Raw genomic sequence first — 24,766 nt, 5'->3', positions numbered from 1 at the left:
ACCATGACCAACCTCGGCGTCGACGGCATCATCACCGACTACCCCCAAACCCTCACCCAGCCCTGAGCGGCGCCGCGGCCCGGGAGGGGGCGCGGCAGGAGGGGTGGGTCGCGGTGATCAGGACCGCGAAGGCCGCCGGCCGGCTCCGGCCGACGAGGGAGGGCCGGGGGCATCGGCCGGCCCGCTCGCATGCCGTCACGGCGGTACGGGCGTAGTGTCCTCATATGGGTGAAGTGCGGTCCGGCCGATGCCGGGCGGTCCCGCGACGGGCCCGGGCGCGCCGGTGATGGACTCCGCGATGGCCGCCGTGGTGCGGGAGAGCGGCGCCTTCGGGGGACTGCTGTACGTACTGCCCCCGGGGGACGACGCGCTGTGGCAGGTCCTGGTGGCCGGGGTGCCGCAGGAGATGGCCGCGCCGTGGCGGCGCGTCGGGCTGACCGACCCGATGCCCGTCGCGGACGCCGTCCGCGAGCGGCGCCTGGTGTGGCGCGGCGGCCGCGAGGACATGGCCCGCCGGTACCCGCGCGTGGCGCTCGTCCTGCCGTACGACTTCGCGCTCGCCGCCGCCCCGCTCGTCTCGGACACCGCCGTCCGGGGCGGTCTGGTGCTGCTGTGGCCCGGGGACCATCCGGAGCGGCTCGGCGCGGCGGAGCGCGCGGTGATCGAGGAGGGCTGCCGACGGCTGGGCGGCATCGTGGAGGCGATGCTGGACCGCGACGGGCGGCTGCCGACCGCGGATCGCCCCCGGACACTCCCGCCGCCCAGGCCGCGCACCCCCTCCCCGTTCGAGGCGGCGGCGCTGTCGGCGTTCGTGGACCGCCTGCCGGGCGGCTCCTGCGCCCTGGACCTGAACGGCCGGATCACCTTCGTCACGGCGGGCGCGGCCGCACTGCTCGGCGCCGGCCGGACGGACCTGTTGGGCGCCCTGCCGTGGGAGGCGCTGCCCTGGATGGACGTACCGCACGTGGAGGACCGCTACCGGGCCGCGCTGGTCAGCCGGCGCCGGCAGGCCTTCACGGTGCTGCGGCCGCCGGACACCTGGCTGTCCTTCGAGCTGTACCCGGACGCCAGCGGGCTCAGCGTGCGCATCACGCCGGGCGCCCGGGGCGAGGAGGACCCCTCGCGTTCCGCACCGGCCTCCGGGCCCAGCCGCGCCACCGTGCTGTACCACCTGATGCACCTGGCCTCCACGCTGACCGAGGCGGTGGGCGTGCAGGACGTGGTCGAACAGACCGCCGACCAGCTGCTGCCCGCGCTGGGCGCCCAGGGCATGGTGGTGATGGCCCCGGAGGACGGCCGGCTGAGGATCGTCGGCCACCGTGGGTACCAGGCCGATCTGCTGGACCGGTACGACGCGAGCCCGCTCGACCCGGCCGTCCCCGGTGTCGACGTCATGTCCACGGGGGTCCCGGGGTTCTGGACGACCTTCGAGGAACTGCGCGCGGCGTACCCGGCCATCCCGCACGAGGACGGGATGGCCGCCTGGGCCGTGCTCCCGCTGATCGCGTCCGGCCGCCCCATCGGGTCGCTGCTCCTCGCCTACGCGCGGCCGCACGTCTTCCCGCCCGGCGAGCGGGCCGCGCTCACGTCGCTGGCGGGGCTCGTCGGGCAGGCGCTGGACCGCGCCCGTCTCTACGACGCCAAGCACCACCTCTCCCACCGGCTCCAGTCCGCGCTGCTGCCCCACACCCTGCCCCGCATCCCCAGGCTGAGCGTCGCCGCCCGCTACCTCCCGGCCGCCAGCGGTGTCAGCGTCGGCGGCGACTTCTACGACCTCATCCGCCTCGACGAGCACACGGCGGCGGCCGCCATCGGAGACGTGCAGGGGCACAACGTGGACGCCGCCGCGCTCATGGGGCAGGTCCGCACCGCCGTGCACGCCCACGCGACCGCCGGCGCGCCGCCCGACGACGTGCTGGCCCGCACCAACCGGCTGGTCAACGACCTGGACCCGGGCCTGTTCACCAGCTGTGCCTACGTCCACCTCGACCTCGCCACGCACCGCGCGTGCGTGGCGCTGGCCGGGCATCCGCCGCCGCTGGTGCGCCATGCCGACGGGCGGATGGAGGTCCTGCGGGTGCCACCGGGGCTGCTGCTGGGCATCGAGCCGGACGCCCGGTACGCGTCGCTGGAGTTCCGGCTCCCGCCGGGCAGCGTGCTGGCCCTGTACACGGACGGGCTCGTGGAGGCTCCCGGTGTGGATCTCGACGACGCGATCGCCGCCCTCGCCGGGCTGCTGGAGGCCGGCGACCCCGCCGACCTCGACGGGATGGCCGACACCCTGATCCGGCACGCTCCCGCCCCCGGCGACGACATCGCCCTGCTCCTGATCAGCCCCCTCGCGTGAAGGGGGGCACTCCGGGGGCGGGCGGCGCGTTCGCACGGGTAAGAAGGACGGACGCCGGTCGCACGGGCCGGCAGCGGAGGAGAAGACCGTTCATGAAACACCAGAAGGTGCGCGATCTGATGAGCGACGCCGTGATCCGCGTGCAGCACGGCACACCGTTCAAGGAGATCGCCCACCTGCTGCTGGAGTACGACATCACGGCCGTCCCGGTGGTCGACGACGAGAACCGCCCGGTGGGGGTGGTGTCCGAGGCGGACCTCCTCCAGAAGATGTGGGGCGCGGAACCCGACGGCTCCGCGGAGTACGAGGAATGGTCCCGGTCGGCGGGGCGCAAGGCGTCCGCCACCGACGCGGCGGGGCTCATGACCTCTCCCCCGCTGTGCGCCGGGGAGGACTGGAGCGTCGTCGACGCCGCGCGGGTGCTGGCGCGGCACGGCATCAAGCGGCTGCTGGTCGTGGACGCCGACGGGCGCCTGATCGGTGTGGTCAGCAGGAGCGACCTGCTGCGGGTCTTCCTGCGGGCGGACCGGGCCATCCGCACCGAGATCATCGAGGAGGCCCTGGTGAAGTCCCTCGGTCTGGCCCCATCGTCGGTCCAGGTGGACGTGACGCACGGGCACGTCGTGCTCAGCGGCCTGCTGCCGGGTCACGTCTCCGTCCCGGCGCTGGAGGAGCACTGCCGCAGTGTGGACGGTGTGGTGGCCGTGGAGTTCCGGCCGGCCGGGGAGCGGCCCGCAGGGTGAGGGCGGTGGCGGGGCGACGCGGGTCCGAGTGACAGGGCCTCGCGGAGCCCGGCGGTGGGGTGTCTCGCGCCCCGGCGGTGGGGTGGCGTGGGGCCGGGCGGTGGGGGGACGTGGACCCGGGCGGTGTGAGATCTGCCTGACAGTGTTCGGATTCCCGGTGCGGCGCCGGTCGCGGGCGCCGTAGGGTCCGCCCATGCCGGCCGAGAGACCCACGTCCACCCCGCCGTCCCTGCGCGAGCGGCGCCGGGCCGCGGCCGTCCGGGAGATCCTGGACGCCGCCGAGGAGCACATCGCCCTGAACGGGCCCGCCGCCCTGTCCCTGCGGGCGGTGGCCCGCAGCCTCGGTATGACGGTGCAGGCGCTCTACCACTACTTCCCGAACCGGGACGCCCTAGTGACGGCCCTCATCGCCAAGGCCTACGACGATCTGGCCGACGCGTTGCAGGTCACGGCCGACGCGGTGGCCGAGGACGCGGTGGACGGGCCGCCCTCGTCCGCCCGGCTGCTGGTGGTGGCCGGGGCGTACCGGGACTGGGGCATCACCCACCCCGAACGGTTCCAGCTGCTCTACGGGACGCCGCTGCGGTACTACGCGGCCCCCGTGGAGGGCCCGACGACCCGGGCGGTCCGCCGGATGGGCGCGATCTTCCAGCGGGAGCTGTTCGGCGGCTTCACCGCGGCCCAGCTCGCCGCCGCCGACGTCCCGCCGCTCTCCGCCTCGTTCCGTGAGCATCTGGCGCTGCTCCCCGCCAACGCCCAGGGAGACCTGCCGTCCGCCGCCGCGTCCCTCTTCTTCGGCGCCTGGGGCCATCTGCACGGCCTGGTGGTCCTGGAGGTGTTCGGCCACACCGGCTTCCTCGGCGAGCACCAGGCGGAGGTCTTCGCCTCCTCGGTGCGGATGATGGCCGAGGACATCCACCGGCGGATCCCCGCCGCCTGAGCGCGGGAGCGCCCTCACGGATGCGGACCGCCGCCGCGGCCCTCGCGTGCGGCGTCCGGCGCGGCGAGGGCGGGGATCTCCGGGTGGGCGCGGAGGGCGGCGATGACCGCGCCGACGGCGGCGCGTCTGGGGGTGCCGCGTCGCACCGCGACGACGACGTTGCGGTGCACCGCCGGGCTGAGGCGGCGGGTGAGGACGGCGTGTTCCGGTGTGACGGCCAGGGCGGGCAGCAGGGCGATCGAACCGGTCGTCTCGACGTGCCGCAGCAGCATCAGGTAGTTGCCGAAGCGGCAGGCCACCCGGGGTTCGAACCCGGACTCGCGGCACAGCCGCACGGTGAGGTCGGCCATGTACGTCTGGGGCCGGTCGCACGCCCAGGTCTCCTCTGTGCAGGCGGCGAGGTCCACCGCCGTGCGGGAGGCCAGCGGGTGCCCCTCGGGCAGCACCAGTACGACCGAGTCGCTGCCGAGCGAGACGATGTCGAGGTCCGCGCCCCAGGACAGGCCGGTGTAGTCGGTGGTGGTGACGATGACGTCCGCCTCGCCGGAGCGCAGGGCGGGCCCGCTCTCGTGCGGCTCCATCTCGGCGAGTTCGAGGCGCAGGTGGGGGTGGGTGGTGGCCAGGCGTCCGGCCGCGGGGACGGCGAGGCTGAAGATCGCGCTCTGGAACACCCCGAGGCGGACCGTGCCGATGGGCTCGTCGTTCAGGGCGCGCAGTTCCGCCTCGGCCTCGGCCATGCGGTCGAGGATCTCGCGGCCCCGGCGGGCCAGCAGCAGTCCGGCCGGTGTCAGCCGCACCCGCCGCCCGGTCCGCTCGATCAGCGCGCACCGCGTCTCCGTCTCCAGGACCGCCAGCTGCTGGGAGACGGTGGAGGCGCTCAGGTGCAGCGTCTCGGCGACGGCGCGGACGGTGCCGAGCGTGTCCAGCAGGCCGAGCAGGTGCAGCCGTCCGGAGTGGAGCATGGCGCGATTGTACGGCGATGACGTACAGCAGTGTCGACACTGTGCGATGGACGCGCGCAGGGCCGCGTCCCTACCGTCGGGCGCATGCCTTCCGAGACTCCCGGCACCGACCCGGGACGCCACCTCATCCGCTACTCCGGCCACGCACCGTTCTCGCCGGAGATCGTCGTCCGGGCCGCGGGCACCTCGGTCTTCACCGAGGACGGCCGTGAGCTGCTCGATTTCACCTCCGGGCAGATGAGCGCCATCCTCGGCCACTCGCACCCGGCGATCGTCTCGACCGTGCGCGAGCAGGTCGCCCACCTCGACCACCTGCACAGCGGCATGCTCAGCCCGCCGGTCGTCGAACTGGCCCGGCGGCTCGCGGGCACCCTGCCCGAACCGCTGGACAGGACGCTGCTCCTGACCACCGGCGCGGAGGCGAACGAGGCCGCGGTGCGGATGGCGAAGCTCGTCACCGGCCGGCACGAGATCGTCTCCTTCGCCCGGTCCTGGCACGGCATGACCCAGGCCGCCGCGAACGCCACCTACAGCGCCGGCCGCAAGGGCTACGGGCCGGCGGCGCCCGGCAACTTCGCGCTGCCGGTACCGGACCGCCACCGCCCGTCCGTCGTCGGCGCGGACGGCGAGCTGGACTGGCGCCGCCAGCTCGACCTGGGCTTCGAGATGATCGACGCCCAGTCGGTCGGCAGCCTCGCGGCGTGCCTGGTCGAGCCGATCCTGTCCTCGGGCGGCGTCGTCGAACTCCCGCCGGGCTATCTCGCCGCGCTGGCGCACAAATGCCGGGAGCGGGGCATGCTGCTGATCCTCGACGAGGCGCAGACCGGGCTGTGCCGTACCGGTGACTGGTACGCCTTCCAGCACGACGGCGTGGTGCCGGACATCCTGACGCTGTCCAAGACCCTCGGTGCGGGGCTGCCGCTGGCCGCCGTGGTGACCGGCGCGGAGATCGAGCGGCGGGCGCACGAGCGCGGGTTCCTGTTCTTCACCACCCACGTCAACGACCCGCTGCCGGCCGCGGTCGGCAACACCGTTCTCGACATCCTGGTCCGCGACCGGCTCGACGAACGCGCCCGGCGGCTCGGCGCGGCGCTGCGGGACGGCCTCGACGAGCTGGCCCGGCGGCATGAGGTCGTCGGCGACGTCCGCGGCCGGGGCCTGCTCCTCGGCATGGAGCTGGTCGGCGACGACGTCCTAGGCGACGGCGGCGCCGACCGGCTGGGCGCCGCCGTCACCCGGCGCTGCTACGAGCTGGGCCTGCACATGAACATCGTCCAGCTGCCCGGTATGGGCGGCATCTTCCGCATCGCCCCGCCGCTGACGGCGAGCGACGAGGAGATCGGGCGGGGCGTCGCCGTCCTCGACGAGGCGCTCGCCGACGCCGCGCGGGCCCTCTGACACGGCGGTACGGCCCCGCCGTCCCGGAGGTCCGGGGCAGCGGGGCCGTACGAGGGTCTCGGGGTCTCAGACCCCGGCCGGCTCGCGCTCGCGGGCGGGCTCGGCGGGCGGGGGGGTGTCGCCCAGCTCCTTGTGCAGCTTCTCGCCCTCGACGTCGACGTTCGGCAGGATGCGGTCCAGCCACTTGGGCAGCCACCAGGCCTTGGTGCCGAGCAGGGCGAGCACCGCGGGCACGATGGCCATGCGGACCACGAAGGCGTCGAACAGCACGGCGACGGCGAGCCCGAAGCCCATCATCTTGATCATGTCGTCGTTCTCCATGATGAAGCCGGAGAAGACGCTGATCATGATGATCGCCGCCGCCGCGACGACCCGGCCGCCGTGGGTGAAGCCGGTGGTGACGGAGTCGGCGGCGGACGATCCGTGGACGTACGCCTCCCGCATGCGGGTCACGAGGAAGACCTCGTAGTCCATGGCGAGGCCGAAGACCACGCCGATCATGAAGATGGGCATCATCGACATGATCGGGCCCGGCTGGTCCACGCCGAAGACGTCCGCGAGCCAGCCCCACTGGAAGACCGCGACCACCGCGCCGAGCGCCGCGGCCACCGACAGGAGGAAGCCCAGGGCGGCCTTGAGCGGGACGAGGACCGAACGGAAGACCAGCATGAGCAGCAGGAAGGCGAGTCCGACGACCAGCGCCAGGTACGGGATGAGCGCGTCGTCCAGGGTCTGGGAGAAGTCGATCGTCATCGCGGTCGCGCCGGTGACGAGCATGGTCGCGCCCGTGTCCGCCTCGATGTCGCCGGACAGCGAGCGGATGTCGTGGACCAGCGACTCGGTGGCGGCGTCGCTCGGGCCGGTCTTGGGCACCACGGTGAGGACGGCGGTGTCGCCCTGCTCGTTGAACCGGGCCGGGGTGACGGCGGCGGCTTCACCGAGGCCGGTGATCCGGTCCTGCACGCTGTCGGCGGCTGCCTGCGGGGTTTCGGCGTCCCGGGCGTCGACGGTGACCATCAGCGGGCCGTTGAATCCGGCGCCGAAGGAGTCGGACAGCATGTCGTAGGCCTTGCGCTGCGTGGTGTCCGGTGCCGAGCTGCCCTCGTCGGGCAGGCCCAGCTCCATCCCGGCGGCCGGTACGGCGATCACGCCGAGGCCGAGGACGGCGGTCAGCAGCACCGTCACCGGGCGCCGCAGGACGAACCGGGCCCAGCGGGTGCCGAGCTTGGGCTTCGCGGGCGCGGTCCGCTCGGTCGCGGCGGCCTTGCGGTCCTTGCGGCTGAGCGCCTTGCGGCCGGCGAAGCCGAGCAGCGCCGGGGTCAGGGTGAGCGCGATCAGTACGGCGATGCCGACGGTGCCGGCGGCGGCCAGGCCCATCTTGGTGAGGATCGGGATGTTGACGACCGCGAGGCCGGCCAGGGCCACGACGACGGTGAGGCCGGCGAAGACCACCGCGGAACCCGCGGTGCCGGTGGCGCGTCCCGCGGCGTCCTCGGGGGTGCGGCCCTCGGCGATCTCCGCGCGGTAGCGGGAGACGATGAACAGGGCGTAGTCGATGGCGACGGCGAGGCCGATCATCATCGCGAGGGTGGAGGTGGTGGCGGACAGCTCCAGCGCGCTGCCGAGCGCCCCGATGGCGGAGATGCCGATCCCGACCCCGATGATCGCCGAGAGCAGCGGCATGCCGGCGGCGACCAGTGAGCCGAAGGTCAGCAGGAGCACGACCGCTGCGACGCCGATGCCGATGAGTTCGGCGGTGCCGCCCATCTCCTGCTCGGCCATGACCGCGTCACCGCCGGTCTCGACGGTGTACCCGTCCTCGCGCGCCCCGTCGGTTGCCGCGGTCAGCGAGTCCCGGGCCTCGTCGGTCAGCTCCATGGAGTTGACCTCGTACGTCACCGAGGCGTAGGCGGTGGTGCCGTCCTTGCTGACGGCGTCGGCCTTGAAGGGATCGGCGACGGAGGCGACCTGGGGGCCGGCCCCGAGGGCGTCGACCAGCTCGCCGACCTGGGCCTTTCCGGCCGGGTCGGATATCTTCGCGCCGTCGGGGGCGCGGATCACGACCCGCGCGGTGGCGCCTTCGGCGCCGGCGGCCGGGAACTGCTCGTCGAGCAGGTCGAACGCCTTCTGCGACTCGGTGCCGGGCATGGAGAAGGAGTCCTCGGGCGGGGCGGGCGCGGTGGACGCGGCGACACCGGCGCCCACCAGTATGGCCACCCAGAGCAGGGCGACGAGGCCGCGGCGCCGGAACGCCCGTCGGCCGAGTCGATAGAGGAACGTAGCCACCTGAGACCAATCCGTCGGGTTGCGGGCAGGACGAAGACCCGGCACATGGGGGGAAGGCCGAGGCGCTGACCGGGGTACTCCTCCATGCTCGCCCGCGGATTTTCCGGATTGATCCGACCCTGGGTCTGGACCGGCGTACTGCGAGGGGTGTAGTGCACCCTCGTCCGCCTCTCCCTCCGGTGTAGATCGCCACGATGGGTGTACGCCGCATTCCGTTGCCACGGGCAGCCGATGCGAGGTCCGACCGGCCGAGCCCCTCGTCAGGGCGACGACGCCGCCCCGAACCTGACCCGGCCGACGGCGCCGTCGGAGAGGAAGGCCGACAGCGCCCGTCCCTCCTCGGCGACCTCCGCGCGGTCGGTCCGGGAGAGGCGGCGCAGCGGGGTGACGGCGACCGTGCAGTCCTCGACGGTCCAGGTCGCGGCGACCCGGCCGTCGACCAGGACGAAGCGCGCTCCGGTGACCGACAGGCCGCGGTGGGCGTCGTCGATGATCCGGGCGCGGTCCTGGTAGCCGAGGACGGCGTTGTCGAACGCGGGGAGGAAACGCACCGGAGCGGGGGTGCCGGGGTCGGGGCGCGGGGCCTCGGGGAGGTCCAGCAGTTCCCGGCCCCGCTCGTCCCGGAAGGCGACGAGTTCCCCGCGTACGGCGGTGACGGCGGCCGGGAGTCCGGCGAGGCCGCACCAGGCGCGCAGGTCCGCCGATGCGGCGGGGCCGAAGGCGGCGAGGTAGCGCCGTACCAGCTCCTGGCCGACCGGGTCGGTGCCCGGCGGGGCCGGCGGGTCGGCGTCGCGGCCGAGCCAGGTGGCGAAGGGGGCGTTGCGCACGCCGGCCCGGGTGCGCCACAGGCCCCGCGGGGGCAGCTGCACCATCGGGATCAGCGCCGCGACCAGCATCTCCCCCAGGGCCCGCGGTCCCGGTTCCGGCCAGCGGTCGGTGAGCGCCCGCGCCAGGTCGCCCATGGAGCGGGGCTCGCCGTCGGCCATCACGGCCCGGCCCGCCGCCGCCAGTTCGGCCAGGTCGACGCCCTCCAGTTCGCGGCGGTAGGTGCCGAGGACGCGGCCGCGCAGCATGGCGTCGTGGCGGGGCCGCCAGGCCAGGGCGTCCTCGGCGGTGACCAGGTGGACGGTGCGGCGCATGAGGTGGGTGCGCACCACCCGGCGCCCGGTCAGCAGGTCGGAGAGGTCAGGGGGCCGGAAGCCGCGCAGCCGCGACCAGAGCCCCACGAACGGTTCCTGCGGCTCCTGCGCCTGGAGACCGCCGAGGTGCGCGACGGCGTCGAGGACGGGGTGGTCCGCACGGTCGAGCAGCAGCTGCCTGGCGAGGGTCGCGCGGCCCAGGGTCCGGGCGTCGAGCACCTTCACGCCCGGTACCCCTTCGCGACGTCCGGGTACGTCATCACGGCCGCGTCGCCGTCGGACGCGGACGCGTGGAACGTGAGGGCCCCGCGGGGGTCGCCACCGGGAGTCGGGTGGGTCACTGCTCGGACGTTCACGATGGGCTCCTCGCCTGTCGTCTGCGCGGTCGGGGGTCCCATTTCGGCGGACCGCCAACGGGGCCCGTTCGGGCTCCTGGTTCCCACCCTGGACCCCATGGCGGTCAGATCCTGACCGCCACCGCCGGCTCCGAGCCTTCCGCGCCGGTCCGACTACTCCGGCGTCCGTGACGCTTCACGCCCGCTGGCGGCTCCGCTCCGCGCTCGCCGATCCGGCGGTGAGGGAGCCCGCCACGATGCGCGACCTGCTGTGCAGGCGCAGCGAGACGGCGACGAAGCCGATCGCCACGAGGGTCATGGCGGCGCCCGCCCAGGCGGTGGCGGCGTAGCCGAGGTCCGCGTCGATCACGGTGCCGCCGAGCCAGGGTCCGCCGGTGTTGCCGAGGTTGAACGCGGCGGTGGTGGTCGCGCCCGCGAGGGTGGGTGCGGCACCGGCGACGTTGAACATCCGCGCGTTGAGGGCGGGGGCCGTGTAGAAGGCGGAGACGCCGAGCAGCAGCGACAGGACGATCACGGCGGCCGGACTGGAGGCGAACAGGGCGAGCGCGGCCAGCAGGACGGTGGAGGCGGTGATGCCGGAGAGCAGGACGCCGAACAGGTGGGCGTCGGCGACCCGGCCGCCGATGGTGGTGCCGATCAGCGCGCCGACCCCGAACAGGGCCAGCACGGTGGGCACCCAGCCGTCGGCCAGCCCGGCGACGTCGGTGAGCAGCGGGGCCAGGTAGGAGAAGGCGCAGAAGACGCCGCCGGCGGCGAGCGCGGTGACGACGATGGACAGCCAGACCTGGCGGTCCCGGTAGATCGCCAGCTCGCCCTTGAGTCGGGGGCGGCGCTCGGGCACGGGGATGCGCGGGATGAGGGTCACGACGCCGACGAGGGCCACGGCGGAGGCGGCGCCGACCGCCCAGAACGCGGACCGCCAGCCCAGGTGCTCGCCGAGGAAGGCGCCCGCGGGGACGCCGAGGACGTTGGCGATGGACAGCCCGCCGATCATCACCGCCATCGCGCGGGCCCGGCTGGTGACCGGCACCATCGCGATGGCGACGGCGGCGCCCACGGCCCAGAAGCCGGCGCAGGCCAGCGCGCTCACCACCCGGGAGACGAACAGGACCTCGTACGACGTCGCGAGCGCGCCCGCGACCTGGCCCAGGCCGAACACCGAGATCAGCGCGACCAGCGTGGTCTTGCGGGGCAGCCGCAGGGTCGCGACCGCGAGCAGGGGCGCGCCGACCACCATGCCGATCGCGAACGCCGATATCAGCAGGCCCGCCCGCGGGATGGACACGTCCATGTCCTCGGCGATCGGCGGCAGCAGTCCGGAGAGCATGAACTCGCTGGTGCCGAGCGCGAAGACGGAGAGGCCGAGGATGTAGACGGCGAGCGGCATGCGGGCGGCCGCGGTCCGTGGGGAAGTTACGGGCATGACACCTGTCAACGGGCCCGTGCTTCCCGCCATTCCCGCCGCGGACGCCGTCTCACCATGCGGCTACGGGGCCGCGGGTGCCGTCTTCTCCAGCCTGACCAGGACCGCCTTGGAGGTGGGCTGGTTGCTGATGTCGGCCACGCTGTCCAGCGGGACGAGGACCTGGGTCTCCGGGTAGTAGGCGGCGGCGGAGCCGCGGGCGGTCGGGTACGGGACCACCTCGAACCCCTCGGCGCGGCGCTCGGCGTCGTCGTGCCAGACGCTCACCAGGTCGACCCGGTCCTTCTCGGCGAGGCCGAGGGCGGTCAGGTCCGCCGGGTTGACGAGCACCACCCGGCGGCTGCCGTGGATGCCCCGGTAGCGGTCGTTGGACGTGTAGGGGACGGTGTTCCACTGGTCGTGCGAGCGCAGGGTCTGCAGCAGCAGGTGGCCCTCGGGGACGTACGGCATATGGCCGGCGTTGGCGGTGAAGCGGGCCTTGCCTGTCTCGGTGCGGAACACGCCTTCGTTGACCGGGTTCGGCAGCCGGATGCCGCCGGGGCGGGCCACGCGCCGGTTGAAGTCGTGCAGGCCCGGCACGATCCGGGAGATCCGGTCGCGGACGGCGCCGTAGTCGGCCTCGAACTCGCCCCACGGCACGCCCGGGGGGCCATCGCCGAGGGTGCGGCGGGCGAGCCGGCACAGGATGGCGACCTCGCTGAGCAGCAGCGGGGAGGCGGGCTTCAGCCGTCCCCGGGAGGAGTGGACCTCGCTCATCGAGTTCTCCACGGTCACGAACTGCTCGCCGCCGGCCTGGTGGTCGCGTTCGGTGCGGCCGAGGGTCGGCAGGATGAGCGCGGTCTCCCCGCACACCGCGTGGGACCGGTTGAGCTTGGTGGAGATGTGGGCGGTCAGGCGGCAGCGCCGCACTGCCTCCTCGGTGACCGCGCTGTCCGGCGCGGCGCGGACGAAGTTGCCCGCGACGCCCAGGAAGACCTTGACGCGGCCCTCCCGCATCGCCCTGATGCAGTTCACCGAGTCGAGGCCGTGGGCGCGGGGCGGGTCGAAGCCGAACTCGTCGCGCAGGGCGTCCAGGAAGGAGTCGGGCATCTGCTCCCAGATGCCCATGGTGCGGTCGCCCTGGACGTTGCTGTGCCCGCGCACCGGGCAGGCGCCGGTGCCGGCCCGGCCGAGGTTGCCGCGCAGCAGCAGGAAGTTGACCATCTCCCGGATGGTGGGGACGCCGTGCTTGTGCTGGGTGACTCCCATCGCCCAGCAGACGACGACCCGTTCGCTGCGCAGCACGTCGTCGCGGACGGCCTCGATCTCGGCGCGGGTCAGCCCGGTCGCGGTGAGCACGTCGGCCCAGGAGACGCCGCGCGTGTGCTCGGCGAACTCCTCGAAGCCGCTGGTGCTTTCGCGGATGAAGTCGTGGTCGAGGACCTCGCCGGGACGGGCGTCCTCGGCCTCCAGGAGCAGCCGGTTCAGCGCCTGGAAGAGGGCCAGGTCGCCGCCGGGCCGGATGTGCAGGAAGCGGTCGGCGATCTGGACGCCGCGTCCGACGATCCCGCTCGCCTTCTGCGGGTTCTTGAACCGCATCAGCCCGGCCTCGGGCAGCGGGTTCACGGCGACGACGCGGGCACCGTTGCGCTTGGCCTCCTCCAGCGCGGACAGCTGCCGCGGGTGGTTCGTGCCGGGGTTCTGCCCCACCAGGAAGATCAGGTCGGCGTGGTGGAGGTCCTGGAGGCTAACGGTGCCCTTGCCGGTGCCGAGGGTCTCGTGCAGGGCGAAGCCGCTGGACTCGTGGCACATGTTGGAGCAGTCGGGCAGGTTGTTGGTGCCGAAGGCGCGGGCGAACAGCTGGAGGACGAACGCGGCTTCGTTGCTGACCCGGCCCGAGGTGTAGAAGACCGCCTCGTCGGGGGTGCCCAGCGACCTGAGTTCATCGGCCAGCAGGGCGAGCGCGTCGGACCAGCTGATCGGCTCGTAGTGGTCGGAGCCGGGCCGCTTGACCATGGGCTCGGTGAGCCGCCCCTGCTGGTTCAGCCACAGGTCGGAGCGGCCCGCCAGGTCAGACACCGGGTGCTCGCGGAAGAAGCCGGCGGTGATCCGCCGGGTCGTCGCCTCGTCGTTGATGTGCTTGGCGCCGTTCTCGCAGTACTCGTTGCGGTGCCGGTGACCGGGGGCGGGGTCCGCCCAGGCGCAGCCCGGGCAGTCGATCCCGCCCACCTGGTTCATCGTCAGCAGGTCCACCGCGGTCTCCCGCGGGCCGGCCTGCTCCAGTGAGTACTCCAGCGCGTGCACCACGGCGGGGACGCCGGCCGCCCATGTCTTCGGGGGCGTGATCCTCAGGTCGTCCCGGGGTTCTTCCCTGGGGGGCTTCTTCATCCGCGCATCGCCTCTCGTTGCCTGTCCGTCCGTTGCCGCACGACGCTCAGCCCACCGGCCAGCCGGCCACCCGGCTCCTGGGCGGTTCCGGTTCCTGCGGCCGGACCTGGCCGCCCCGGATGGTGCCGCGCCAGCCGCCGCCTGCCTCTCCGTGGCCTTCGATGAACCGGCCGAAGTTCGTCAGTTCCCGGCGCACCATCCGCCGCGCGAGGCCGGGGACGGCGGCGAGCAGGCCGACCGGCCCGCGCGGCTCGGCCCACACCCGCACCGTGATGGCCGTACGCCCCTCGCCGGCGGCCCGGAACCGCACCTCGCCCCGCTGCCGGGGCCCGCGCCCGAGACTCCGCCAGACGAGGTGCGAGTCCGGTACCTGTTCGACGATCTCGGTGGCGTACTCGCGGCGCAGCGGCCCGCGTCCGACGACCCACAGGACCAGGGCGGGCCTGACCTGCTCGACGCGGAGCACCGTGTCCGTGAACCGCGGGAAGCTCTTGAACTGGGTCCACTGGTCGTAGGCGGCCCGCACCGGTACCGCCACCTCGATCGTCTCCTCGACGGCGGTCATGCCTCGTCCGCCTTGCCGTTCGCGGCGTTCTCACCCTTGGTGACCGTGCAGTGCAGGGAGTCCTGGACGACGTCCGCGACGATGGTGTCGCCGGGGTCGGCCTCGCCGCCCAGCAGCAGGTCGGCGATGCGGTTGTCGAGTTCCGTCTGGATGGTGCGGCGCAGCGGGCGGGCGCCGAACTCCGGCTGGTGGCCGTGGGCGATCAGCAGCTTCTTGGCGGCGTCGGTCACCTTCAGCGTCATGCCCTGCGCGTGCACCCGCCGTTCGCTCTGGGCCAGCAGGTGGTCGACGATCCGGGAGAGGTCCTGCTCGGTGAGGCCGTGGAAGACGATGATGTCGTCGATGCGGTTGAGGAACTCCGGCAGGAACCTGGTCCGCAGCTCCTCCATCAGCTCGTCCTTGAGGTCGGAGACGTCACCCTTGTGGTCGAGGATGCGGTGGGCGCCGATGTTGGAGGTCATGATGACGACGCAGTGCCGGAAGTCGACGGTGCGGCCCTGGGCGTCGGTGAGGCGCCCGTCGTCGAGGATCTGGAGCAGCGTGTTGAAGACGTCGGGGTGGGCCTTCTCGACCTCGTCGAACAGGACGACGCTGTAGGGCTGCCTGCGGACCTTCTCGGTGAGCTGGCCCGCCTCCTCGTAGCCGACGTATCCCGGGGGCGCGCCGACGAGCCGGGCCACGGTGTGCTTCTCCTGGAACTCGCTCATGTCGAAGCGGACCATGCGGCTCTCCTCGCCGAAGAGCAGCTCGGCCAGGGTCTTGGCCAGCTCCGTCTTGCCGACGCCGGTCGGGCCGAGGAAGAGGAAGGAGCCCACGGGGCGGTTCGGGTCGCCCATGCCGGCCCGGTTGCGGCGCACGGCCCGGGAGACGGCGCCGACGGCCTCGTCCTGGCCGACGATCCGGGCGTGCATCTCCTCCTCCAGCTTGAGCAGCCGCTCCTTCTCGCCGGCCGTCAGCTGGGAGACGGGGATGCCGGTGCGCCGGGAGATGACGTCCGCGATGTCGTCGGCGGTGACCGAGACGACGCCCTCGCGCCGCTCCTCGATGCCCGCGAGTTCGCCCTCCGCGTCGGCGATCTCCCGCTTGAGGGTGCCCGCCCGGTCGTAGTCCTCGGCGGCGACGGCCTGCTCCTGCTCGCGGCGCAGTTCGGCGATGCGGTCCTCGCGGCCGACGACCTCGGTGGAGCGGGCCGCGCTGCGCAGCCGTACCCGGGCGCCCGCCTGGTCCATGACGTCGATGGCCTTGTCGGGCAGGAAGCGGTCGCTGACGTAGCGGTCGGAGAGTTCCGCGGCGGCCGCGAGGGCGCCGTCGGCGAAGCGGACCTGGTGATGGGCCTCGTAGGCGTCCCGCAGGCCCTCCAGGATCTGCACGGTCTCCTCGACGCTGGGCTCCGGCACCATCACGGGCTGGAAGCGGCGTTCGAGCGCCGCGTCCTTCTCGACGTACTTGCGGTACTCGTCGATGGTGGTGGCGCCGACCACGTGCAGCTCACCGCGTGCGAGGGCGGGCTTGAGCATGTTGCCGGCGTCCATCGAGCCCTCGCCGGTCGCGCCGGCCCCGACCACGGTGTGGAGTTCGTCGATGAACAGGATGATCTCGCCGCGAGCCTGCTGGACGTCCTCGATGACCTTCTTCAGGCGCTCCTCGAACTGTCCGCGGTACTGGGCGCCGGCCACCATGGCGGACAGGTCGAGCGCGACGACCCGCTTGTCCTTGAGGGTGTCGGGGACCTCCCCGGCGACGATGCGCTGGGCCAGGCCCTCGACGATGGCGGTCTTGCCGACCCCGGGCTCCCCGATCAGCACGGGGTTGTTCTTGGAGCGGCGGGAGAGGATCTCGACGGTCTCCTCGATCTCCTCGGCCCGTCCGACCACGGGGTCGAGCTTCCCGGCCTTCGCCTCGTCCGTCAGGTCCCGCCCGAACTCGTCCAGCGTCGTGGCGGGCGTCCGGGCGCCGTTCTCGCCGGGGGCGGCCTCGGCGCGGCTCGCCTGTTCGGTCAGCCCGGCGAGCCGGGTGACGTCCTGGCCCTCCGCGCCCAGCAGCCGGGCCGCGCCGCTGTCGCCGTCGTCGAGGAGCGCGCCGAGGATGTGCTCGGGGCCGATGTAGGAGACGCCGGCCGCCTGGGAGCGGGCGTAGGCGGTGGCGAGGGTGCGTTTGGCGGCCGGGGTGAGGCCGGGCTCGGCGGACGGCTCGCCCGCCTCGCTGGGGAGCACCCGGGCGATCTGGGCGGCGAGGGCGTCGGGGTCGGCGCCCGCCCGGGCGAGGAGGCCGCGGGCCGGCTCGACCTGCGTGGCCGCCCACAGCAGGTGCTCGGTGTCGAGATCGGACGTCCCGTCCTCCAGGGCCCGCCGCCCGGCCAGGTTGAGCAGTTCCCGGGCGGACTCGGTCAGCAGCCGGCCGATCGGCACGCGCTGGACCGCGGGCGGGGACGACGCGGGGGACATACCGAAGAAGCGGTTCAGCAGATCACTGAACGGGTCGGACGAGCCGAAACCGAACGACGACATCGACATGACAGCTCCCGGAGCGGTGGCGAGACTCCTCCACCGAAACCCGATGCGGGTGGCCGCGCAAGCGGAGGGGCGCGGCGAGAGGGTGGCCGACGGGCGGGTGCGGTCGCCATCATCGTCCGATGGACCACGACCAGCGCACACCTCCCTCGAAGGTGGCCGGCGACCGCGAGTCGCTCACCTCGTTCCTCGACCATCAGCCGGCCACGCTGGCCCAGAAGTGCCGGGGGCTGACCGGCGACCAGCTGCGGCGGAGGGCGGTCCCGACCTCGGACCTCACGCTTCTGGGCTTGGTGCGCCACGCGGCGTCGGTCGAGCGGAGCTGGTTCGGTTTCGCCCTGGGCGCCGAGGACTTCCGGGACCTCTGGCCGGGCGAGGCCGACGGCTTCCGCGTGGAGGGGGCCGACGCGGACCGGGCCTTCGGGGTCTGGCGCGAGGAGTGCGACCACTCCCGCGCGGTCGCGTCGTCGTTCGCGTCGCTGGACGACACGGTCGAGTGCGGCAGCGTCACGATCTCGCTGCGCTACGTCCTCACGCACATGATCGAGGAGTACGCCCGGCACAACGGCCACGCCGATCTGCTGCGCGAGGCGATCGACGGAACCGTCGGCGAGTAGGCCCGTGGACCGGGCCGCCGGTCTGCCGCACGGCGACCGGGTGCGCGGTCATGCGCGGCCCGCGCGCCGGGCGATCTCCTCCAGCGCGTCGACGGTGCCGGACATGATCGTCCGGACGTGCTCGGTGATGAGCGCGGCGGGCCAGTCCCACCAGGCCGCCGCGAGGAGCCTGGTCACGTCCTCCTCGCTGTACCGGGTGCGCAGGAGCCGGGCCGGGTTGCCGCCGACGATGCCGTAGTCGGGCACGTCCCGGGTGACCACGGAGCCGGCACCGATGATCGCGCCGTGTCCGATCCGCACGCCCGGCATGACCGTCGTGCCGTGGCCGAACCAGACGTCGTGGCCGACGACGGTGTCGCCGCGGCCCGGGAGCCCGGTCAGCAGGTCGAAGTGGTCGGCCCAGGAACCGCCCATGGTCGGGAAGGGGAAGGTCGAGGGGCCGTCCATCCGGTGGTTGGCGCCGTTCATGAGGAACCGGGTGCCGGTGCCCAGCGCGCAGAACCGGCCGATGACGAGTCTCTCCGGGCCGTAGTGGTAGAGCACGTTGCGGGTCTCGAAGGCCGTCGCGTCGTCGGGGTCGTCGTAGTACGAGTACTCCCCCACCTCGATGAGCGGTGACTTCACCAGCGGCTTGAGGAGCACCACCCGCGGCTGCTCGGGCATCGGGTGGAGCACCGTCGGGTCTGCGGGCACGGGCATCGCGGTGGGTTCCTGACTCTCGGACGGGCACGGACGGCACGGAGGGGCCTGAGGGGCACTGACGGGCCCTGACGGGCCCTGACGGTCCCATGATCGCCGCGACGCCCCCGCCGCGACACCGGTTTACTGGGCCGCCCGGACGGGAGTGTACGTTCGTACGCTTCGGCCTGTAGGCTCCGCGCATGACTGTCGACGTACTGCGCCGGGCGGCGCCGGCCGACCGGCGGGCCCGGGTGGCCGTCGCCGTGCTGTTCTTCACCAACGGGGCCCTGTTCGCCAACCTGCTGCCGCGCTATCCGCAGATCAAGGCGGATCTCGGGATCGGCAACGCCGCCTACGGGCTGGCCGTCGCGGCGTTCCCGGCGGGCGCGATCGCGGCCGGGCTCGCGGCCGGGATACTCGTCCGCCGGTTCGGGTCGGCGCGGGTGGCGGTCGGCGGCACGCTGCTGACCGGGGTGGGGATCCTGGCCGCCGGGCTGGCGGACTCGGTCGTGGTCTTCGGCGGGGCGCTCTTCCTCGCGGGGGCGATGGACGCGTTCACCGACGTCGCGCAGAACGCGCACGGTCTGCGGGTGCAGCGGCGCTACGGGCGTTCGATCATCAACTCCTTCCACGCCATCTGGTCCATCGGCGCGGTCACCGGAGGCTCCATGGCGGCCGCCGCGATCGCGCTCGGCGTCCCCCGCGGCGAGCATCTGCTCTTCTCCGCGGTGCTCTTCTCGGTGGCGGCGTGTGTGGCGCTGCGGTTCTGTCTGCCGGGCCCGGAGACCGAGCCGGCCGAGGGGGCGGACACCGGGAACGCGGACACCGGGGAGGGCGCGCCGCCGCGAGCGCCTGCGCCCGTCACCGGCACCCGGATCCGGTACGTGCTGGCGGCGCTCGTCCTCATCGCCACGGCCGGCACGCTCGTGGAGGACGCGGGCAGTTCGTGGGCCACCCTCTACCTCTCGGACTCGCTGCACGCCTCGGTGGCGCTGGCCGCCTCCGGCTATGTCGCCCTGGTCGGGGCGCAGTTCGTCGGGCGGCTCCTCGGGGACCGGCTCGTGGACCGGTTCGGCCAGCGCGCCGTGGCCCGGTCCGGCGCCCTGATCGCGGCCGTCGGCATGGGGCTCGCGCTGGCCGTGCCGACGGTGCCGGGGACGGTCCTCGGGTTCGCCGCGGCCGGGTTCGGGGTGGCGACCCTGGTGCCCGCGGCGATGCACGAGGCCGACGAACTGCCAGGCCTGGGGCCCGGTTCGGGGCTCACGATCGTCTCCTGGCTGATGCGCCTCGGCTTCCTGCTCTCCCCGCCGGTGGTGGGGCTGGTCGCCGACGCGACGAGCCTGCGGGCGGGGCTGCTGGTGGTGCCCCTCGCCGGCCTCCTGGTGCTGCTGCTCGCCGGAGTGCTCCAGCCGCGGCGCCGCTGAGCGGTCCGGGCCGCGCCCGCGCACCCCGCCGGGCGCGCGAGAGTGTACGTTCGTACGCTTCAGGGGTACGATCGTGCGCATGGCGACGGACCACTTCGCGGGCGACCCGCGCAGCAACCTCGAACGCATGCGGGCGGGCGACCTCTACATCGCCGACGACCCCGAGATCGAGCGCAGGCAGCGGCAGGCCGTGCGGCTGGCCGCCCGCTATCAGGCCGCGTACACGGAGGACCCCGCGACCGCGCGGCCCCTCCTCGCGGAACTGCTCGGATCGCTCGGCGAGGAGGCGCACGTACGGCCGCCGCTGTGGGTCGACTACGGGAGCAACATCACCATCGGTGCGCGCACCTTCGTCAACTACAACCTGACCGCGCTGGACGTCGCCGCGATCACCATCGGCGCGGACTGCCAGATCGGTCCCAACGTGCAGTTGCTGACGCCGACCCACCCGCTGGAGCCCGGTCCCCGCCGGGACAAGCTGGAGGCGGCGCGGCCCATCACCATCGGCGACAACGTGTGGCTGGGCGGGGGCGCCATCGTGCTGCCCGGCGTCACCATCGGGGACAACTCGGTCATCGGCGCGGGCGCGGTCGTCACCAAGGACGTCCCGGCGAACGTCGTGGCCGTCGGCAACCCCGCCCGCCCGGTGCGGAACGTGTAAGCCTGCTCCCATGGCAACCGGACACACGGACCCGCAGCGCCGCGAGCGCATCATCGCCGCCACCCTCGACCTGATCGCCGAAGAGGGCATCGCGCGGGTCTCGCACCGCAGGATCGCGACGCGCGCCGGTGTCCCCCTGGGCTCGATGACGTACCACTTCAGCGGCATCGAGGAGCTGCTGCGGGAGGCGTTCGGCCGGTTCACGGACCACATCGTCGCCGTCTTCGACGCGTACCTCGGCGCCGCCGCCGACCGCGACGAGGCCCGCGCGGCGGTGGCCGACCTGGTGCACGAGCTGTCGGAGGGCAGCCAGCGGGACCTGGTGCTCACCCAGGAGCTGTACACGCTGGCCGCGCGGGAGCCGGCCTACCGGGAGCTGACCCACGAGTGGATGCGGCGCAGCCGGGTGCACCTGGAGAAGCACTTCGACCCGGACACGGCCCGCCAGCTCGACGCGTTGATCGAGGGCCTCACACTGCACCGCGCCCTGGCCCGCGAGCCGCACGGCCGCGCCCTCACACTGGAGGCCGTCGCCCGCGTGACGACGACGGACCGGGGCTCCCACTAGCCGCCGTGCGGCACGGGCCTGACCCCCGTGCCGCACGGGCTCCCGTTTCAGCAGACGCCGTCGCCCGGCTTGGGGTTGCCCAGGCCGAACAGGGGCCGCAGCTTCAGGCCGACCCAGGTGCCGGCCAGCGCGAAGGCGCCCCACAGCCAGCCGCTGAGGCTGCCCGAGGCGATGCCCGCCAGATAGGCGCCGATGTTGCAGCCGCCGGCCAGCCGGGCGCCGACGCCCATCAGCACACCGCCGAGCACCGCCGCGACCGCCGTGCGCCACGGGATGCCCCGGTGCAGCGCCCAGGTGCCGCCGACCGCGGCGGCCACGGCCGCGCCGATCATGATGCCGATGTCGGTGAGGCTGGTCTTGTCGGCGAGGACCGGGCCCGCCAGCATCTCGGCGTTGCCGGGCTGCCGCCACCAGGTCCAGTTCTCCGGGTGGCCGCCGAGCGCGCCCACCAGTTCCGAGCCCCACAGGCTGAAGGCGCTGGTGACGCCCCAGGCCCCGCCGGAGACCAGCAGGACACCCGCGCCGAGCACCGCCAGGACGAGCGCGCCGGCGGCCAGCGGCCAGGAGCCCCGCACCGCGCGCAGGGCCGCACCGCGCGCCGAGGGCACGGTGCCGAGGGGCGGCGGGTTGCGGCGGGCCTGGACGCGCCGGGTGACCAGCACCACCAGCAGCAGGGCCCCGATGGTCACGGCCCAGGAGCCGAACCAGCCGATGTGGTCGGAGAGCACGACGGGCTCCCAGGCCGGCAGGTCCTTCCACAGGTCGAACTGCCAGGCGGCCAGCGTGGCGCCCGCGACGAAGCCGCCGAGGGTCAGCACGATCGACGTCTGTCCCGAGCCGACGGCGAAGAGGGTGCCCGAGGCGCAGGCGCCGCCGAGCTGCATGCCCACGGCGAAGAGCGCCGAGCCTGCGAACAGTCCGACGCCGATCGGTCCGGCGGACGGCGCCGGCTGGGAGCCGAAGAGTCCGGTCCCGGTGCCGATGAGCAGTGCGAACAGGGTGGCCGTGGTGCCGAGGAGCAGGGCGTGGGCGCGCAGTCCGGCGCCGTTGCCCACCGCGACCAGCTGGCGCCAGGCGGAGGTGAAGCCGAACCGGGAGTGGAAGAGGGCGACGCCCAGTGCGAGGCCCAGCAGGAGCAGCACGCCGGGCTTGGCGCCGTGCGCGGCCCACACGTAGGCCGTCAGCGCGGCGGCGAGCAGCCCGGACACCGCGAGGGGCGTCCGCCGCACCGGCGGGAGCGGTGGTGCCTCGGGCCGGGGCGAGGAGGTCGGCGAGGGGGCGAGGAGCGAGGTGGAGGCGCGCGGCGGCGCGGCCGGGGGCGACCCGGCGGGGGGTGCGGTGGTCACGGGATCTCCGGGGTGGTGCGCGGGGACGGCGGGCGGGCCGGTGGACCGGACGGCGCGGACTGGTCGTCCGGGCGGCCGGGGATCAGCGGCGACAGAGGCCGTCGTCGACGCACCACGCCGAGCACGCGAAGAGCGCGAGACACAGCAGCGGAGCCGGGGCAGACATGCGTGCGAATATACGGACCGGGGCACTCCGGATGCCAGGTCGTCTCGCCATGCGGATGGCGGGCGACGGGCACGCCGGGAGCGCCCCGGTCCGGGGGGCCGCTAGACGGTGCGCTCCAGGCGGTCCGCCATCAGCTGCACGAAGCGGGCGGGCTCCTTGGGCCGGCCGCCCTCGGCCAGCACCGCGAGGGTGTGCAGCAGCTCGGCGGTCTCGGTGAGTTCCGTGCGGTCCTGCCGGTCGGCGTAGGCGCGGTTGAGGGTCTTCACCAGCTGGTGCTCGGGGTTCAGCTCCAGGATGCGCTTGGCCTCGGGGACCTCCTGCCCCATGGCCCGGTACATGTTCTCCAGGGCGGGCGTCAGTTCACCCGAGTCGGAGACCACGCAGGCGGGCGACACCGTCAGCCGGGAGGAGAGGCGGACCTCCTTGACGTCGTCGCCGAGGTGCTCCGTCATCCAGCCGAGCAGTCCGGCGTACGCCTCGCCCTGCTTCTCCTTCTCGGCCTCGCTCTTGTCCTCCTCGGCGCCGGACAGGTCGATGTCGCCCTTGGCGACCGACCGCAGCGCCTTGCCGTCGTACTCCCCCACCGCGTCGACCCAGACCTCGTCGACGGGGTCGGTGAGGAGCAGGACCTCCAGGCCCTTGGCCCGGAACGCCTCCATGTGCGGGGAGTTCTCGATGGCCTGCCGGGACTCGCCGGTCATGAAGTAGACGTCGTCCTGGCCGTCCTTCATCCGCGCCACGTAGTCCTTCAGCGTGGTCGGCGCGTCGGCGTCGTGCGTGGACGCGAAGGAGCAGGCGGCGAGGATCGCCTCCCGGTTCTCCGAGTCGGTGATCAGCCCCTCCTTGAGCACCGCGCCGAACTCCCGCCAGAACGTGGCGTACTTGTCCGGCGCGGAGGTCGCGAGGTCCTTGACGGTGGAGAGGACCTTCTTGGTCAGCCGCCGCTGGATCATGCGGATGTGGCGGTCCTGCTGGAGGATCTCGCGCGAGACGTTGAGCGTGAGGTCCTGCGCGTCGACGACGCCCTTGACGAACCGGAGGTAGGACGGCAGGAGTTCCTCGCAGTCCTCCATGATGAAGACGCGCCGCACGTACAGCTGGACGCCGCGCTGGTAGCCGCGGGCGAACAGGTCGTGCGGTGCGTGCGCGGGGAGGAACAGGAGGGCCTGGTACTCGAAGGTGCCCTCGGCCTGGAGGCGGATCGTCTCCAGCGGGTCCCGCCAGTCGTGGCCGATGTGCTTGTACAGCTCGTGGTACTCCTCGTCGGACACCTCGTCGCGCGGGCGCGCCCAGAGGGCCTTCATGGAGTTGAGCGTCTCGGGCTCGCGGTCCCCGGCGTCCTCCCCGGTCCGCTCCGGCACCATGCGCACCGGCCAGGTGATGAAGTCCGAGTACCGCTTGACGATCTCCCGGATCTTCCACTCGGAGGTGTAGTCGTGGAGCTGGTCGTCGGAGTCGGCGGGCTTGAGGTGCAGGGTGACGGTGGTCCCCTGCGGGGCCTCGTCGAGCCGCTCCAGGGTGTACGTGCCCTCGCCGCGCGAGGTCCAGCGGGTGCCCTGGGTCTCGCCGGCGTGCCGGGTGACCAGGGTGACCTCGTCCGCGACCATGAAGGCCGAGTAGAAGCCGACACCGAACTGGCCGATCAGCCCGTCGGCGCCGGCGGCGTCCTTGGCCTCGCGCAGCTCCTGGAGGAACTTGGCGGTACCCGAGTTGGCGATCGTGCCGATCAGCCGGGTGACCTCCTCGTGGGACATGCCGATGCCGTTGTCCCGCACGGTCAGCGTGCGGGCGTCCTTGTCGGCCTCCAGCTCGATGTGCAGGTCGCTGACGTCGGCGTCGGGGGCGTCGTCGCGCAGTGCGGCGAGGCGCAGCTTGTCCAGTGCGTCGGAGGCGTTGGAGACGAGCTCGCGCAGGAAGACATCCTTGTTCGAGTAGACGGAGTGAATCATCAGCTGCAGGAGCTGACGCGCCTCTACCTGGAACTCAAACGTTTCGGTCGTCATGGCTGGTGAAAACCTCACAGGTCCGTCGTACCGCTGGCGGAAGCAACTCTAGAACAGCTCGGGGCTCCGGCCGGGCGCCGCTCGCGCGTTCCTCCAGTACGCCGCCACCGTCCCTGGATCTCCCCGCCGGTCCGGCACCGGTCGCCACGGCGGCGAGTTGTCCGTCCACTGCGAGAAGTCCCGTCAACAACGTTGACTTGGAGTCAGCGGCCCTGCACATTACTTAAAAGTAAAACCGACCAGTAACCAACGGCCGCCGCACTC

General features: G+C 73.3%; 19 protein-coding genes. 8 read left to right on the top strand and 11 right to left on the bottom strand.

Going from position 1 to position 24,766, the window contains the following annotated elements; translation table 11 throughout:
* Positions 1-247 precede the first annotated feature (247 nt).
* The 3 genes from IE108_RS33345 (at position 248) to IE108_RS33335 (ending at position 4,030) form a co-directional block, all read left to right on the top strand.
* Positions 248-2,347 carry a PP2C family protein-serine/threonine phosphatase gene (locus tag IE108_RS33345; RefSeq protein WP_355277199.1) on the top strand — a complete coding sequence of 700 codons (2,100 nt, stop codon included), beginning with the start codon at positions 248-250 and terminating at the stop codon, positions 2,345-2,347.
* A gap of 92 nt (positions 2,348-2,439) precedes the next feature.
* A complete protein-coding gene (locus IE108_RS33340) occupies positions 2,440-3,090 on the top strand; it encodes a CBS domain-containing protein (protein WP_064726071.1) in 651 nt (216 codons plus the stop codon).
* Positions 3,091-3,283: 193 nt separating this feature from the next.
* Entirely contained in the window at positions 3,284-4,030 is a 747-nt protein-coding gene (locus tag IE108_RS33335; RefSeq protein WP_064726072.1) for a TetR/AcrR family transcriptional regulator, read from the top strand.
* Positions 4,031-4,044: 14 nt separating this feature from the next.
* On the opposite strand, the gene IE108_RS33330 is transcribed toward IE108_RS33335, so the two are convergent.
* The gene (locus tag IE108_RS33330) at positions 4,045-4,992 is read right to left on the bottom strand and encodes a LysR family transcriptional regulator (protein ID WP_064726073.1); all 948 of its coding nucleotides are present in this window, start codon (positions 4,990-4,992) and stop codon (positions 4,045-4,047) included.
* Positions 4,993-5,076: 84 nt separating this feature from the next.
* Between IE108_RS33330 and IE108_RS33325 the strand changes: the two genes are divergently transcribed.
* The gene (locus tag IE108_RS33325; RefSeq protein WP_064726074.1) at positions 5,077-6,390 is read left to right on the top strand and encodes an aspartate aminotransferase family protein; all 1,314 of its coding nucleotides are present in this window, start codon (positions 5,077-5,079) and stop codon (positions 6,388-6,390) included.
* A 66-nt stretch (positions 6,391-6,456) separates the two neighbouring features.
* Here IE108_RS33325 and IE108_RS33320 read toward each other — a convergent pair whose 3' ends face one another.
* From IE108_RS33320 to IE108_RS33295, 7 genes are all read right to left on the bottom strand, one after another.
* A complete protein-coding gene (locus tag IE108_RS33320; RefSeq protein WP_064726075.1) occupies positions 6,457-8,676 on the bottom strand; it encodes an MMPL family transporter in 2,220 nt (739 codons plus the stop codon).
* 260 nt (positions 8,677-8,936) lie between these two features.
* Entirely contained in the window at positions 8,937-10,040 is a 1,104-nt protein-coding gene (locus IE108_RS33315; RefSeq protein WP_064726076.1) for a winged helix DNA-binding domain-containing protein, read from the bottom strand.
* Entirely contained in the window at positions 10,037-10,171 is a 135-nt protein-coding gene (locus tag IE108_RS35180; protein WP_257784783.1) for a hypothetical protein, read from the bottom strand. The genes IE108_RS33315 and IE108_RS35180 overlap by 4 nt, the downstream gene beginning before the upstream one ends.
* A 175-nt stretch (positions 10,172-10,346) precedes the next feature.
* Positions 10,347-11,558 carry a Cmx/CmrA family chloramphenicol efflux MFS transporter gene (locus IE108_RS33310; protein WP_064726077.1) on the bottom strand — a complete coding sequence of 404 codons (1,212 nt, stop codon included), beginning with the start codon at positions 11,556-11,558 and terminating at the stop codon, positions 10,347-10,349.
* A 99-nt stretch (positions 11,559-11,657) separates the two neighbouring features.
* Positions 11,658-13,961 carry an FdhF/YdeP family oxidoreductase gene (locus IE108_RS33305; protein WP_064726078.1) on the bottom strand — a complete coding sequence of 768 codons (2,304 nt, stop codon included), beginning with the start codon at positions 13,959-13,961 and terminating at the stop codon, positions 11,658-11,660.
* A 46-nt stretch (positions 13,962-14,007) separates the two neighbouring features.
* Positions 14,008-14,526, bottom strand: a complete 519-nt coding sequence (locus IE108_RS33300) for an SRPBCC family protein (protein WP_064726079.1) — start codon at positions 14,524-14,526, stop codon at positions 14,008-14,010.
* The gene (locus IE108_RS33295) at positions 14,523-17,039 is read right to left on the bottom strand and encodes an ATP-dependent Clp protease ATP-binding subunit (RefSeq protein ID WP_064726080.1); all 2,517 of its coding nucleotides are present in this window, start codon (positions 17,037-17,039) and stop codon (positions 14,523-14,525) included. Before IE108_RS33295 ends, IE108_RS33300 begins: the two co-directional genes overlap by 4 nt.
* A 119-nt stretch (positions 17,040-17,158) precedes the next feature.
* Here IE108_RS33295 and IE108_RS33290 point away from each other — a divergent pair, with 119 nt between their 5' ends.
* Entirely contained in the window at positions 17,159-17,653 is a 495-nt protein-coding gene (locus IE108_RS33290) for a DinB family protein (protein ID WP_064726081.1), read from the top strand.
* A 48-nt stretch (positions 17,654-17,701) separates the two neighbouring features.
* Here the strand turns inward: IE108_RS33290 and IE108_RS33285 are convergent, their stop codons facing one another.
* Entirely contained in the window at positions 17,702-18,352 is a 651-nt protein-coding gene (locus IE108_RS33285) for a CatB-related O-acetyltransferase (RefSeq protein ID WP_064726082.1), read from the bottom strand.
* A gap of 182 nt (positions 18,353-18,534) precedes the next feature.
* On the opposite strand from IE108_RS33285, the gene IE108_RS33280 reads away from it, so the two are divergent.
* The 3 genes from IE108_RS33280 to IE108_RS33270 all read left to right on the top strand — a co-directional run bounded on the left by IE108_RS33280 (position 18,535) and on the right by IE108_RS33270 (position 20,987).
* Positions 18,535-19,758, top strand: coding sequence for an MFS transporter (locus IE108_RS33280; RefSeq protein WP_064726083.1), 1,224 nt, complete (start codon positions 18,535-18,537; stop codon positions 19,756-19,758).
* Positions 19,759-19,837: 79 nt separating this feature from the next.
* Positions 19,838-20,419 (top strand): sugar O-acetyltransferase, encoded by a 582-nt coding sequence (locus tag IE108_RS33275; RefSeq protein WP_064726084.1) that lies wholly within the window; start codon positions 19,838-19,840, stop codon positions 20,417-20,419.
* 10 nt (positions 20,420-20,429) lie between these two features.
* Entirely contained in the window at positions 20,430-20,987 is a 558-nt protein-coding gene (locus IE108_RS33270) for a TetR/AcrR family transcriptional regulator (RefSeq protein WP_064726085.1), read from the top strand.
* Positions 20,988-21,034: 47 nt separating this feature from the next.
* Here IE108_RS33270 and IE108_RS33265 read toward each other — a convergent pair whose 3' ends face one another.
* On the bottom strand, positions 21,035-22,333 hold the full coding sequence (locus IE108_RS33265) for a YeeE/YedE family protein (RefSeq protein WP_064726086.1): 1,299 nt from the start codon (positions 22,331-22,333) through the stop codon (positions 21,035-21,037).
* A gap of 267 nt (positions 22,334-22,600) precedes the next feature.
* On the bottom strand, positions 22,601-24,502 hold the full coding sequence (gene htpG, locus IE108_RS33260; protein ID WP_064726087.1) for a molecular chaperone HtpG: 1,902 nt from the start codon (positions 24,500-24,502) through the stop codon (positions 22,601-22,603).
* Positions 24,503-24,766 lie beyond the last annotated feature (264 nt).

It is taken from the genome of Streptomyces parvulus (assembly GCF_014648855.1).
In the GTDB taxonomy this organism is placed as follows: Bacteria; Actinomycetota; Actinomycetes; order Streptomycetales; family Streptomycetaceae; genus Streptomyces; species Streptomyces parvulus.
This window is presented reverse-complemented; position numbering and strand designations above follow the sequence as displayed.